Origin of the sequence: Shewanella zhuhaiensis (assembly GCF_022484835.1) — a bacterium.
In the GTDB taxonomy this organism is placed as follows: Bacteria; Pseudomonadota; Gammaproteobacteria; order Enterobacterales; family Shewanellaceae; genus Shewanella; species Shewanella khirikhana.
In genome coordinates, this window is record NZ_JAKUDL010000011.1 from 1 (window position 1) to 14,111 (window position 14,111).

A 14,111-nucleotide genomic window follows, 5' to 3' on the forward strand; every position below is an offset into this window, starting at 1 on the left:
CACAACCCGCTACGCTTAGCGCCGCTTGCCGTGTCAGTGGATGCGCATTATAGGGACCCCAAACTTTTGCGCAAGGGCTTTTTTGAAGAAAACTTCGGTTTTTATCGCGTTCGTTTATTTTGCGAGCTAAAAGCACAAAAAAGGGGCATTAAGCCCCTTTTTTGTGTGTTGGTGTCATGCCCTGGTGCCTGTTGGCACCTTGGCGCAAACCTGATTAAGGCCCGAAGAAACGGGTTTCCTGCACGGCTTCGACTTCAGGAACGTCTTCAGCCACTACCCGGATATTGATTTTGGTAATGGGCCGTTTCAACTCGACCGGGTCCACTGCCACACTGACAGGCAGGGTGAGCACTTCACCGGCGTTGACCGACACAGTCTGCTCGCCAATCCAGCGGTAGTTTGGCAGGCCTTCTACCGACAGACGATAAACGTGACTCACTTCCGTCTTGTTAAGGATCTTCAGGGTAAAGGTGTTTTCAATCAGACCACGACTATCCTGACGATAAAGCGCGTTACGGTCGCGGATAACATCAATACGCAGTGGCGAGATGGTCGCTACCAGGCCAACGAATACCAGCACCATGGCTGTGAGCACCACACCGTAGCCCACCAGCTTGGGTCGCATGACTTTTTCCTGCTTACCCTCAAGTTTGTTTTCAGTGGTGTAACTGATAAGGCCTTTGGCGTAACCCATACGATCCATGGTCTGATCGCAGGCATCGATACAGGCGCCACAGTTAATGCACTCGTACTGCATGCCGTTGCGGATATCGATACCTGTTGGGCACACCTGCACACAGAGGTCACAGTCGATACAGTCGCCCAGTCCCATTTCTTTCGGGTCAGCTTTACGTGAACGTGGACCACGGGTTTCGCCACGGGTCGCGTCATAACCCACAATAAAGGTGTTCTTGTCGAACATGGCTGCCTGGAAGCGGGCGTAAGGGCACATGTGGATACACATGATTTCCCGCATCCAACCTGCATTGCCGTAAGTGGCGAAGGTAAAGAAGATGACCCAGAAGTACACGCCACCGCTGGCATTGAGTGTCAGCACGTCGAGATAGAGCTCGCGGGTTGGCACAAAATAGGAAACAAAGGTAGTGGCTGTCAGGAAGGATATCAGCAGCCAGCTGGCATGCTTGGCGGTTTTGCGCCAGGTCTTATCGAAGTTCCATGGCATCTGGTCCATCTTGATCCGCTTGTTGCGCGGGCCTTCGAGTTTTTCTTCAAACCAGATGAAGATAAAGGTCCAGACGGTTTGTGGGCAGGTATAGCCACACCAGACCCGCCCAAGATAGGTGGTCACAAAGAACAGACCAAAGGCGGCAATCATAAACAGCGCCGCCAGCAACGTCAGATCCTGAGGCCAGATGGTCAAACCGAAAATATGAAATTTCTGTTCGGCCAGGTTGAACCATACGGCTTGCCTATCACCCCATGGGAGCCAGGGCAAGATAAGGAAGAACAACATAGCCACCCATCCCATGCGGCGGCGCAGTTTACTCCACAAACCATCCACAGCGCGGACATATATACGGTTTCGCGGGTTGAATCGGTCCGCCTTACCGGCATCCGGTTGGTGGATTTTGATCCGCTCGGCTTTCGAGTAGTCCTTGTTATTCGAATCTGCGTTCATCTGACAGCCTTTATTACTGCTTTAATATTGCTCGAAAAGTGGCTTATTATAGCCATATTTATAGTGCACATTCACTCGATTGGACCAAAAGATGAGAGGATGGATTATCCTGGCAGCCCTCGCAGGTGGCTTGTATTACCTGTATACCGAAACCGACAAGCTTGATGAGCCTATCGCCGAAACCCAGGCGGTGCTGAAAAAAATCGAGCGAAAGCTCGATTCTTTGACCGGTACCCAGATCATCAGAGTTGACGGCAGATTGCAGAAACTCAAGGCTGAGATAGGCGAGCGCCTGTCCTCTACCGAGCTTTCAGAATTTGATGCTGTGCTGACCGATAAAAACAGTGTGATCGATTTCAAAACCGAATACTGCGGCAGCGCCAATGCCACTCACCCGGTTTTTGATAAAGAAAACCTGCAGTTTATTTGCGACAACCTCTGATAATTTTTGTCGCCCATCCCATAGCTTTTTCCTTAAAGCATTGACCCAAAACTGACTTGAGCCTAGCCTGTGGCAACTAATGTGAACACAGGCAGGCTCAGTCATGACCCAAAAAGTTTCTGATAATTTTGATCCAGATCTCTGGACAGAAGTACCCGGTTTTGCATTCGAAGACATTACCTACCACAGAGCCAAAGATCAGGGCACGGTACGTATCGCCTTCAACCGTCCCGACTGCCTGAATGCCTTCCGCCCCAAAACCGTGGATGAGCTTTACACCGCCCTGGACCATGCCCGCCAATGGTCAGACGTAGGCTGCGTACTGCTCACCGGGAATGGCCCGTCCGCCAAAGGCCAATATTCGTTTTCCTCCGGTGGCGATCAGCGTATTCGCGGCAAAGATGGCTACAAGTACGAAGGCGCAGAGCCTGGCAGTGCCGATGTGGCGCGCATGGGCAGACTGCACATTCTCGAAGTGCAGCGGCTTATCCGCTTTATGCCAAAAGTGGTCATTGCCGTGGTGCCGGGCTGGGCTGTGGGCGGCGGCCACAGTTTGCATGTGGTGTGCGATCTCACTTTAGCCTCCAAAGAACATGCCGTATTCAAACAAACGGATCCGGATGTGGCCAGCTTCGACTCCGGCTACGGCAGTGCTTATCTGGCCAAGATGGTGGGGCAAAAGCGGGCGCGGGAAATCTTTTTCCTCGGCTTTAACTACAGTGCCGATGAAGCGGTAGCCATGGGTATGGTCAATCGCAGTATTCCCCATGCCGAGCTTGAAGTGGAAGCACTGCGCTGGGCCAAAGAGATTAACTCCAAATCGCCCACCGCCATGCGCATGCTTAAATATGGCTTTAACCTGCCCGATGACGGCTTGGTCGGCCAGCAGCTGTTTGCCGGTGAAGCAACACGCCTGGCCTACGGCACCGATGAGGCCAAGGAGGGTCGCGATGCCTTCCTGGAAAAACGCGATCAGGATTACAGCAAGTTCCCCTGGCACTATTGATATCAGCCGAGCATCCCATCCAAGACGCAGCCCCACGCTGCGTCTTTTGTTTTAATCGACCCGCTCGTTTACCCCAATTGAACAATTTAACTTTACTTGCAAGTGATAACCATTATCATTTAAGTTAATTCATCTATGGGGGAAACCACTATGTTAAAGACCATGACCTTTGCCATGCTGCACTTTGGTGTGGCCTTCAGCATCACCTATCTGCTCACCGGCAGCGTTGTCGTTGGCGGCGCTGTGGCCCTGATTGAACCCACCATCAACACAGTGGTGTTTTACTTCCACGAAAAGGTATGGAAGCGGATTGAAGCAAAAAAGTCCGTACTTTTGATTGAGGCGTAAGTCAGATCAATGCCATATCGAATCAACTAAACTTATTATCACCAACAGCTTATCAATCTTAAGTTGAATGTTAATTCATCTCTAATACAACTAAAAATTGAGTGAAAAACATTCACACAGCCCAATGTTTCAAATTTGCAAAGAAATGGATTTGAACTTTGCAATCGAAACAAGCGACAGCTCCGTGTGAATAACATGGAGGTTGGTTTGGCGCGCACGCTTTCTATTTCCCTCAGGTATATAACAGCATCAGTATCGCTGGTGCTGCTGAGCGCCTGCACATCTATCAAGATTTACGACGACAACACTGTCAGTGTTGAGCGCTATTTTGGCTTCCCCATCATCAATGTGACTCCCAATATCGGAGCTATCGCATTGGTGGAGACTAAAGGACTGGGATTTATCTCGACACCCACTGGCACCACCTTGGGATGGGTAAGTGAACAACTTGCCTCAGTTCCCATAGACGCCAAGTGCCATGTAGTGCTGTGGCTTGAAGATCCGGAGCAATTGGAATTGCTCCTGTCTTTGCTGCAACGGCATCAACAATCGTTAGATAACATCTGTATCGCATCCCATGGAGGGACTCAAAATGATAATTAGACCTGCCCTGATAACTCTGACAGCTGTAACGCTAGTATCGGCCTGCACGCCATTGCAACAGGCTCCCTTGGTGTACTCATCAAAAGTCATTGTCGGTGTGGATGTAAGCGCCAATGCCAACGATGCACAAGGCGTATCAATCAATCTAGGCGTTAAATCTGTGGACGCTGCCTACGTACCAGTGGCTGTTTCAAAAGAAGGGCAAACAACAATTGATAAATTGGAAGCGACTTACGGCAAGCAAACAATAATGCGAACGCTGGAACAAGTTCCTGGCTCAAAAGCCAAATTTGACAACTTGCTTAAAAGCAAACAAGACCTTACACAAGCAGTTAATAAAAGAGATTCTTTGGCATCATCCAAAGGAATAGCGGATCCCGCTACCCAAAACGCCGAAAAAGATGTCATCTTAAAGCAAGCACAGTTAGCCCAATCCGAGAAAGACTTCATTGATATGGTGAGCCTACTGCAAACGCCTCGTACAGATGCCATGTCGACATACGGCAGTTTTAGTTCAGAAGGTGGCGGTGAGAAAGACAAAGCCAGTTTAAACGTGGGTAAAGTGTTTTCGACCGGTGTTGCCTCCCAACATTTAACGGAAGCTGTGAAATTATCAGCGATTTATGCAAATCAGACCCAGTGTCTGGAGCAACAAAATAAACTAATTGCGCTAGCAGATGCTGCCGATAAACCTGCACTGGCAAAGCTAGCCATTGAAAACTGTACCCCGAAATAAACAAAAAAGCCTCCCCGAGGGGAGGCAATACTCGACATACAGCTTGGTTATTCGACAGTCACTGACTTTGCCAGGTTGCGTGGCTGGTCGACGTCGGTACCCTTGATCAGGGCCACGTGGTACGACAGCAGCTGCAGCGGAATGGTGTAGATGAGCGGTGCCATAAACTCATCACAATGCGGCACCGGGATCACCTTCATGGTTTCATCCGAGGCAAATTCAGCGTCTTTGTCGGCAAACACATACATAAGACCGCCGCGGGCGCGCACTTCTTCCACGTTCGACTTTAATTTTTCCAAAAGCTCGTTATTGGGCGCCACCACAATCACCGGCATATCGGCATCAATCAGCGCCAGCGGACCGTGCTTGAGCTCACCGGAGGCATAAGCTTCGGCGTGGATGTAGGAGATTTCCTTAAGCTTGAGGGCTCCCTCCATGGCGATGGGGTACTGATCGCCACGACCGAGGAACAGCGCATGGTGCTTGTCGGCAAAGTCTTCGGCCAGCGAAGCAATGGCATCATCCAGCCCCAGTGCCTGCTCAACCTTGGCCGGCAGTGATTGCAGACTTTGGGTTAAAGATGATTGCAGCTCAGCAGGCATGCCATTATTGCGACCAATCACGGCGGTAAGCATCAACAGACCCGCCAGCTGCACGGTAAAGGCCTTGGTCGAAGCCACGCCGATTTCAGCGCCGGCCTTCATCATGTAAGCCATGTCGGATTCACGCACCAACGAAGAGCCGGGCACGTTACAGATGGTCAGGGTGGCCTGATAGCCCATCTCTTTCGCCAGACGCAGCGCCGCCAGGGTATCGGCGGTCTCGCCGGACTGGGAAATAGTTACCAGCAGGCTGTTGGGGAACAGGTGCGACTTGCGATAGCGAAACTCGGAGGCGATTTCCACGTTGCACGACACGTCAGCCCACTGCTCCAGCCAGTAACGGGCGGTCATGCCCGCGTGGTAGCTGGTACCACAGGCGATGATTTGCACATGTTTGATGTCTTTCAAAAGCTCGGCGGCCTTGTCGCCGAAGGCGCTGTCCTGCACCTGCATATTGGCGATGCGACCTTCGAGGGTGCGCGCCAGTGCCCGTGGCTGCTCATAGATTTCCTTGAGCATATAGTGGCGGTACTCGCCCTTGTCGCCGGCATCGTGGGTTACTTCCGACTCTTTGGCTTCGCGCTCAACTTCAGTTCCGTCTACATCGAAGATACGCACGCTGCGGCGCATCACTTCGGCCACATCCCCTTCTTCGAGGAAGGCGAAGGTGCGGGTTACCGGCAGTAGCGCCAACTGATCTGAAGCCACAAAGTTTTCACCCAGACCAAAACCAATCACCAGCGGGCTGCCACTGCGGGCCACAACCATGCGCTCGGCGTCACGGCGGTCGATCACCACAGTACCGTAGGCACCTTCGAGCTGCTTAACCGTGGCCTGCACTGCGGCAAGCAGAGTATCGTGACTCTTGAGTTCATGGTGTACCAGGTGGCAAATCACCTCGGTATCGGTATCTGAATTGAACTGATAACCCAGGCCCTTCAAGCGCTCACGCAGCTTGGCGTGGTTTTCGATAATGCCATTGTGCACCACGGCGATATCGCCCTCGGACTGGTGCGGGTGAGCATTGCGCTCGCTCGGCTCACCGTGGGTGGCCCAGCGGGTGTGGGCAATGCCTGTACCACCGGCAAGCGGCGCTTCGGTGAGTGCATCTGCCAGCTCCTGCACCTTACCTACGCGGCGGGTACGGTTCATTTCACTGTGGTTTATGATGGCCATACCGGCCGAGTCATAACCACGATATTCCAGACGACGCAGGCCCTCGAGCAAAATTTCGGCCACATCCCTTTGCGCCACGGCGCCAACGATTCCACACATGCTTGTATTTTCCGTAAGGTCTAAATAACGGTTACTGGACGTCGGCCAGATACACCTTCACTCCGTGAGACTCGATAGTGGCCACTGCCTCTTTGGGCAATCTGTTGTCTGTGACCACGGCGCTGACCTGACTCCAGGGCAGTTCGAGATTGGGAATGCGTCGGCCTATCTTGTCGGACTCCAGCATGACAATCACCTCCCGCGACACCTCGGCCATCACGCGTGACAGGCCAACGAGTTCGTTGAAGGTGGTGGTGCCGCGGCTGAGGTCTATGCCATCGGCACCAATAAACAGTTGATCGAAGTCGTAAGAACGCAGCACCTGCTCGGCCACCAGCCCCTGAAAGCTTTCAGAGTGAGGATCCCAGGTGCCGCCGGTCATCAGCAGGGTCGGTTCCTGCTCCAATTCGCGAATGGCATTGGCCAGCTGCAGCGAATTGGTCATCACCACCAGTCCGCGGCGATGGGCAAGCTCGGGGATAAGCCCTAACGTGGTGCTACCATAGTCAATGATGATGCGGTTATGGTCGCGGATAAGCCCGGCCGCCTCTTTGGCAATGGCGAGCTTCACCGGGGAGATGGCCACCGCCTGAGCATTCAGCTCCTGCGGCAGCGGCACGGCGCCGCCATAACGGCGAAACAACAGCCCGGCCTTTTCCAGCTCGGCCAAATCCTTGCGAATGGTCACCTCAGAGGTGGCAAACTCGCTCGCCAGCTGGTCGACATTCACCTCCCCCTGAACGTTCAGGAGTTCGATAATGCTGCGGCGGCGCTGCTGAGTGTTGCGTTTGGTCATCCGTTACTTTCAATTTAACTTTCGATTCGAAAGATAGATTATATAGAAACGAAACAAATTTACCAAGAATGAAATTTAAGCAACGAAAAAGGCAGCCGATTGGCTGCCTTGGAAAACACACAAAACGACTTAGAAGCGGGCGTTCAACGCCAGGTTAAAGTTGCGCTCCTGACCTATGGTGACCATCTGGTAATTGCCGCCATCAAGGTAATCGGTGTCGAACAGGTTACGCACGTTGGCACGCACATCGAACTCACTGCCACCGATATGGAAGGTGTAAGCGGCACCCATATCGAAACGCAGGTAACCGTCTTTGCTGATGCTGTTTTGGGTATCGGCAAAGCGCTCACCCACATAGACTGCACCGAAGTTCATGGCAAAGTTATCGGTCAGCTCGTAACGACTCCAGATATTAGCCGACCACTCGGGCGCATCGATTGGCGTTTTGCCATTAAGTGCATCGGCGGTTTTGTACTGGGCATCCAGATACATCATCGAAGCAGTCACGAACAGACTGTCACTCACCTGACCCTGAGCGCCCAGCTCAAAGCCCTTGTGGTGCTGAACGCCGTCCTGACGGGTTTGCTGGGTCGCGCTGCCCACCGGAGTGTCGAGGGTATGCACCACCACCCGGTTGTCGATTTCGATGTCGAACAGAGCGCCGGTCAGCAGCAGGCCGCCATTCATCAGCTCCCACTTGGCGCCGAGTTCATACTGGGTACCAAACTCGGGATCGAGCTCCATCTTATCGCTCAGGTCATTCTCATTATTTACCGAACCCTGAGGCACAAAACTTTTTGAGTAGTTGGCGTAGAGGCTCAGATCCTGTTGCGGCTGCCAAATCACCCCAAACTTGGGCGACAGTGCATTGTCGTTGCCACTCTGTTCTTTTTGCTCATCGAAACGTACTCCGGCCAACACCTTCCAGTGATCGTTGATGCTGATCAAGTCTTGCAGGTACACACCGTAGAACTCGTATTCGCTGGTGTACCAGCTGTCATCGTCGTGATAGTCGATATCCGGACGAGCGGCAGCCGCGCCGGGCATCACGGTTTGGCTTTTCCCCTTGACCCGCAGCTGGGCATAACCGTAATCGAGCTTGTTGGCCCCCAGCAGCAACTTATGCTCCATGCCTGCCAGCTCAAACTGGCCGTTCAGATCCACATAAGCCGTCTTATGGCTCCAATCATCGAAACGGTCAAAGGGACTGATCTTGTAGCCTTCGGTCATGGCGTTTTCGTTATAGGTTGGCAACGAATCGAAGCGACGACGGTTGAACTGCTGGTCGTTATAGCCAAGCTTCAGGTTCCAGTTGTCGCTCAGCTGCCAGGCAATGTCAGCGCCGAGGTTGGTAATGCTGTTATCGGTAAAAGCCCAGGGCATGTCCCAGATTTGCTCACGGCCACCAATCAGGTTACCGCTTTTATCGAGCCAGCCGCCCACGTCGATGCCGGTTTTGTCTTCGGTGCGGTCGTAGCGCAGCGACAGCAGCAGGTTATCGCTGATGTCATAATCGATAGCCACGAAGCCGAGCCAGCGGTCACGCTCTTGCTGCTCAGCAGCTTCGCCCGCCAGTGGCGAGTAACTGCGCCAGTATTCTGTATCCTGCTTCACGCCCACGGCACGGTATCTTAAGGTTTCGGCCTCGTTGATGGCGCCACCGGCATCCAGTTGGAAACGGGTCGAGCCTGAATCGTCAGTATCAAAACCGAGTTCGAACAGCTTGTCGTAAGTGGGCTTCTTGGTGACCATATTCACCAGGCCACCGGGGCCAGACTGACCATAGAGCATGGAAGAAGGCCCCTTGAGCACTTCCACCTGACTTAAGATTTCAATCGGCAATACATAATGGGCAAACAGCTGATGACCGTTGGCGAGGTAACCTGAGCCCGAGTCCAGCTCGAAACCCCGCAATGAAAACACCTGACGGTTCCAGCGCTGACTGCCAGCGGTAATGGAGGAGTCATTCACCAGCACTTCGGCCAGGTTGGTGGCCAACTGCTCATCGGTCACAAAGTCCGGGATCACGCTCACCGACTGGGGTGTCTCCAGCAGCGACATGTCGCCGCGCATGGCGCCATTGGCTGCGCCAACCTTGTATTCGTTGAAGCTGCGGCCTTTAACTTCGATGCGCTCGATGTTGCCATTTGATACCTCATTGGCCAGTGCCAACGGGGATTGCAGCGCGGCCACGACGGCCAGGCTCAGGGTGGAGAATTTGAGTGACATGCCTACCTCTTTACCAACTCTGTCAAAAAGTCTTACGAAACCGGCAGCACTATAATTGAGAATAGTTCTTATTTGATTTTCTTTACGGTAATTTACAATTGCAGGTGATGGGGATCACAAAAGGTCCCTCAGAAACGAAAAAGCGGCGCAAATGCGCCGCCTTTGACTAAGCCAAAACTGTTACTTTGGCTTTTTCACCGGACGTTGCCAGCCCTGAATATGGCGCTGCTTAACGCGGGTGATCACCAGTTCGTTTTCGCCCACTTCACGGGTGATGGTGGAGCCAGCGCCGAGGGTGGCCCCCTTACGGATAACCACAGGTGCCACCAGCTGGGTATCGCTGCCGACGAACACGTCATCTTCAATCACGGTCAGGTGCTTGTTGGCGCCATCGTAGTTACAGGTAATGGTTCCCGCGCCTATGTTCACGCCCTTACCAATCTCGGCATCGCCCAGATACGCCAGGTGCCCGGCCTTGGAGCCTTCACCCAGCACAGCTTTTTTCATTTCAACGAAGTTGCCGATATGGGCATCTTTGTGCAGCTCGGCGCCGGGGCGCAGACGGGCGAATGGACCGGCACTGGCGCTATCGCCGAGTTTGGCACCTTCGATAATGCTGTATGGCTTAATTTCGGAGTTATCGGCAATCTCACAGTCGATAAGGATGGCACCGGCACCAATGGTAACGTTATTGCCAAGCTTGACCGTGCCTTCAAAAATCACGTTCACGTCGATCATTACATCCATGCCCACAGTCACGTCGCCGCGAATATCGATACGGGCGGGATCGCGCAGGTTGGCGCCTGCAAGCATCAGCTCTTCGGCGCGGCGGGCCTGATAGGCACGCTCAAGTGCCGCCAACTGCACCCGGTTGTTGGCGCCTTCGGTCTCGATGGGATTGGCGGGATGGGCGGTATCAATTGCCACACCATCAGCGTGGGCCATGGCAATCACGTCGGTGAGGTAAAACTCGCCCTGGGCGTTGTTGTTCTCGAGGCGGCCAAGCCAGTTCTTTAGTCGCTTGCCCGGCAGCGCCATGATGCCGCTGTTGATTTCATTAATCTTGAGCTGCTCCGGGCTGGCATCTTTTTGCTCGATGATACCGACGACTTTGCCGCCTTCGCGCACCATGCGGCCATAACCAGTGGGGTTATCCAGATGCACCGTCAACACCGCAACACCATCGGGTTGGCGGGCAGCCAGCAGGGCTTCGAGGGTTTCTTTGCGGGTCAGTGGCACATCGCCGTAGAGCACCAGCACAGTGTCCTCGTCATTGATGTGGTCAATCGCCTGCGCCACCGCATGACCGGTACCCAGCTGCTCGGCCTGCAACACAAAGTTCAGCGGCTGCTCACCCAGCTTTGCTTTCAGCAGTTCGCCGCCATAGCCATACACCAGATTGATGTTATCGGCATTGAGCTCACGCGCCGTGTCTATCACGTGCTGAACCATGGGTTTGTGGGCGACGCTGTGCAGTACCTTGGGCAGGTCTGAGCGCATGCGGGTGCCTTTTCCGGCGGCGAGAATGACAACATTGAGTGACATAGGAGGTCCCTTATCTTTTATCTGGCGCAAGTGTACCCGATGGCCGCCTAAAATTCACCGCTGTGCAGAAGAGGACAGGCTATTTTTACCCAATAAAAAAGGCGCCCTGGGGCGCCTTTTTTGGGACACATTCACCTTATCTGGCAATGTTTTTCTTGATGGTTTCAACCACACGCAGCTGAGCTACGGCCTTGGCCAGCTCGATGGCTGCCGCGGCATAGTTGAAATCGGCACCGGCTTCGGCCATATGGGCCTCGGCGCGACGTTTGGCTTCCAGAGCCGCCTGCTCATCAATGTCTTCGGCACGCAAAGCCACATCAGCCAGCACAGACACAGAATTGGCTTGTACTTCCAGCAAACCGCCGGACAGGTAGAAAACCTCTTCTTTACCGTGCTGCTTAACGATGCGCACCATGCCAGGTTTGATAAAAGTCAGCAGAGGGGCGTGGCCAGGCATGATGCCCAGTTCACCCTCGCCACCGGTCACTTGCAGGTGTTCTACCAGACCGGAAAAAATGCGAGTTTCTGCACTTACGATATCAAGATGTACTGTCATGGCCATAGCGTTCTCCATTTAAGACTCAGGCAGGGCCCGAATTACTTCTTGTTGGCTTTCTCAACGGCTTCGTCGACAGAGCCAACCATGTAGAACGCTTGCTCTGGAATGTGGTCGAACTCACCTTCCAGAATGCCCTTGAAGCCACGGATAGTGTCTTTCAGAGGCACGTACTTACCAGGAGAACCGGTAAATACTTCCGCTACGTGGAAAGGCTGAGACAGGAAACGCTCAATCTTACGGGCACGGGATACTGTCATCTTGTCGTCGTCTGACAGTTCGTCCATACCCAGGATCGCGATGATGTCTTTCAGCTCTTTGTAGCGCTGCAGAACGTTTTGAACGCCGTTAGCCACGTCATAGTGCTCTTGGCCAACTACCAGTGGATCCAGCTGACGAGAGGTGGAATCCAGTGGGTCAACCGCTGGGTAAATACCCAGAGAAGCGATTTGACGAGACAGTACCACGGTCGCATCCAAGTGGGCGAAGGTGGTGGCTGGGCTTGGGTCGGTCAAGTCGTCCGCTGGTACGTATACCGCCTGTACGGAGGTAATAGAACCAGTCTTGGTAGAAGTAATACGCTCCTGGAGTACACCCATCTCTTCAGCCAGAGTAGGCTGATAACCTACGGCTGATGGCATACGACCCAGCAGTGCTGATACTTCGGTACCGGCCAGGGTGTAACGGTAGATGTTGTCTACGAACAACAGTACGTCTTTACCCTCGTCACGGAACTTCTCGGCCATGGTCAGACCGGTCAGGGCCACACGCAGACGGTTTCCTGGTGGTTCGTTCATCTGACCGTACACCATGGCTACCTTGTCCAGTACGCCTGATTCCTGCATTTCGTAGTAGAAGTCGTTACCTTCACGGGTACGCTCACCTACACCGGCGAATACAGACAAACCAGAGTGTGCCTTGGCGATGTTGTTGATCAGTTCCATCATGTTAACTGTCTTACCAACGCCCGCACCACCGAACAGACCTACTTTACCACCCTTGGCGAATGGACAAACCAGGTCGATTACCTTGATACCGGTTTCCAGCAGTTCAGTAGTGTTTGACTGCTCTTCATAGGAAGGAGCTTCACGGTGAATTACATAACGCTCATCTTCACCGATAGGACCCGCTTCATCCACAGGCTCGCCCAGCACGTTCATGATACGGCCCAGAGTGGCCTTACCAACAGGAACGGCAATAGCGGAACCAGTGTTTTCAACCTCGATACCACGACGCAGACCGTCAGAAGAACCCATGGCGATGGTACGAACCACACCGCCACCGAGCTGCTGCTGAACTTCCAGCACCAGACCGTTACAGGTACCTTCACCTGTGATCTTCAGAGCGTCATATACCTGAGGTACGGATTGCTGTGGAAACTCAACGTCCACAACCGCGCCAATTACTTGGACAACAGTACCTGTGCTCATGATTAATCCTCTAAAACTTGTATTCGTTACCTAAGCCTTAAACCGCTGCGGCACCGGAAACAATTTCCGACAGTTCCTGCGTAATCGCAGCCTGACGGGCCTTGTTGTATACCAGTTGCAGGTCATCGATCAGCGTACCGGCGTTGTCAGTCGCAGCCTTCATTGCCACCATACGGGCGGCCTGTTCAGACGCGATGTTTTCCACAACACCCTGATACACCTGAGACTCCACATAACGCACCAGCAGAGTATCCAGAAGGTCTTTCGGATCCTGCTCGTAGATGTAGTCCCAGTGATGAGCAATGTCATCATCATCGGATTTAGGCAAAGGCAGCAGCTGCTCGATCACGGGCGTCTGGGTCATGGTGTTCACAAACTTGTTGAATACCACATACAGACGATCCAGTTTGCCTTCGTTGTAAGCCTGCAGCATCACGCGTACAGTCCCGATCAGGTCAGTGAGCTTTGGAGCATCACCGAGGCCTGAGGCGTGGGCTGACACCTGACCGCCAAAAGCTTTGAAGAACTGTACAGAGCGGGCACCGATGGGGCAGAACTCTACCTCAACGCCTTGCTCTTTCCAGCTTTTCACGTCTGACACAACCTTTTTGAACAGGTTGACGTTCAGACCACCACAAAGGCCGCGGTCAGACGCTACAACAATGTAGCCGACCCGCTTGGCTTCTCTCACCTCTAAATAGGGGTGTTTGTATTCAAGAGAACCCTGGGCAACGTGACCGATCACCTTACGCATGCTTTCCGCGTATGGACGGCTGGCAGTCATGCGGTCCTGCGCTCTGCGCATTTTGCTGGCTGCCACCATTTCCATGGCGGACGTGATCTTCTGAGTGTTTTTCACACTCGCGATCTTGGTTTTAATCTCTTTTGCGCCGGCCATCTCTAC

The 14,111-nt window shown here is 53.3% G+C and carries 13 protein-coding genes; 5 read left to right on the forward strand and 8 right to left on the reverse strand.

Annotated features, from left to right (window positions below; all coding sequences use genetic code 11):
* Positions 1 to 214: 214 nt before the first annotated feature.
* Complete coding sequence (gene ccoG / locus MJ923_RS19385) at positions 215 to 1,639, reverse strand: cytochrome c oxidase accessory protein CcoG (protein ID WP_240592506.1); 1,425 nt, start codon at positions 1,637 to 1,639, stop codon at positions 215 to 217.
* Positions 1,640 to 1,730: 91 nt separating this feature from the next.
* On the opposite strand from ccoG, the gene MJ923_RS19390 reads away from it, so the two are divergent.
* The 5 genes from MJ923_RS19390 (at position 1,731) to MJ923_RS19410 (ending at position 4,774) form a co-directional block, all read left to right on the forward strand.
* Positions 1,731 to 2,081: a hypothetical protein gene (locus MJ923_RS19390; protein WP_240592507.1), complete on the forward strand. Its 351-nt coding sequence runs from the start codon at positions 1,731 to 1,733 to the stop codon at positions 2,079 to 2,081.
* Between the two features lie 103 nt (positions 2,082 to 2,184).
* Complete coding sequence (locus MJ923_RS19395) at positions 2,185 to 3,087, forward strand: 1,4-dihydroxy-2-naphthoyl-CoA synthase (protein ID WP_240592508.1); 903 nt, start codon at positions 2,185 to 2,187, stop codon at positions 3,085 to 3,087.
* Between the two features lie 150 nt (positions 3,088 to 3,237).
* Entirely contained in the window at positions 3,238 to 3,435 is a 198-nt protein-coding gene (locus MJ923_RS19400) for a DUF2061 domain-containing protein (protein WP_126168833.1), read from the forward strand.
* A 195-nt stretch (positions 3,436 to 3,630) separates the two neighbouring features.
* Positions 3,631 to 4,038, forward strand: a complete 408-nt coding sequence (locus MJ923_RS19405) for a hypothetical protein (RefSeq protein WP_240592509.1) — start codon at positions 3,631 to 3,633, stop codon at positions 4,036 to 4,038.
* A 70-nt stretch (positions 4,039 to 4,108) separates the two neighbouring features.
* Entirely contained in the window at positions 4,109 to 4,774 is a 666-nt protein-coding gene (locus MJ923_RS19410) for a hypothetical protein (RefSeq protein ID WP_240592510.1), read from the forward strand.
* 47 nt (positions 4,775 to 4,821) lie between these two features.
* Here the strand turns inward: MJ923_RS19410 and glmS are convergent, their stop codons facing one another.
* The 7 genes from glmS to atpG form a co-directional block, all read right to left on the reverse strand.
* Complete coding sequence (glmS, locus tag MJ923_RS19415; protein ID WP_240592511.1) at positions 4,822 to 6,651, reverse strand: glutamine--fructose-6-phosphate transaminase (isomerizing); 1,830 nt, start codon at positions 6,649 to 6,651, stop codon at positions 4,822 to 4,824.
* A 31-nt stretch (positions 6,652 to 6,682) separates the two neighbouring features.
* Positions 6,683 to 7,447: a DeoR/GlpR family DNA-binding transcription regulator gene (locus MJ923_RS19420; protein WP_240592512.1), complete on the reverse strand. Its 765-nt coding sequence runs from the start codon at positions 7,445 to 7,447 to the stop codon at positions 6,683 to 6,685.
* Between the two features lie 129 nt (positions 7,448 to 7,576).
* The gene (locus MJ923_RS19425; protein WP_240592513.1) at positions 7,577 to 9,676 is read right to left on the reverse strand and encodes a TonB-dependent siderophore receptor; all 2,100 of its coding nucleotides are present in this window, start codon (positions 9,674 to 9,676) and stop codon (positions 7,577 to 7,579) included.
* Positions 9,677 to 9,856: 180 nt separating this feature from the next.
* Positions 9,857 to 11,221 (reverse strand): bifunctional UDP-N-acetylglucosamine diphosphorylase/glucosamine-1-phosphate N-acetyltransferase GlmU, encoded by a 1,365-nt coding sequence (gene glmU / locus MJ923_RS19430; protein ID WP_240592514.1) that lies wholly within the window; start codon positions 11,219 to 11,221, stop codon positions 9,857 to 9,859.
* 136 nt (positions 11,222 to 11,357) lie between these two features.
* Entirely contained in the window at positions 11,358 to 11,783 is a 426-nt protein-coding gene (locus MJ923_RS19435) for a F0F1 ATP synthase subunit epsilon (RefSeq protein WP_126168840.1), read from the reverse strand.
* 35 nt (positions 11,784 to 11,818) lie between these two features.
* Positions 11,819 to 13,207 carry a F0F1 ATP synthase subunit beta gene (atpD, locus tag MJ923_RS19440; RefSeq protein ID WP_126168841.1) on the reverse strand — a complete coding sequence of 463 codons (1,389 nt, stop codon included), beginning with the start codon at positions 13,205 to 13,207 and terminating at the stop codon, positions 11,819 to 11,821.
* Between the two features lie 37 nt (positions 13,208 to 13,244).
* A complete protein-coding gene (gene atpG, locus MJ923_RS19445) occupies positions 13,245 to 14,105 on the reverse strand; it encodes a F0F1 ATP synthase subunit gamma (protein ID WP_240592515.1) in 861 nt (286 codons plus the stop codon).
* Between the last annotated feature and the right edge of the window lie 6 nt (positions 14,106 to 14,111).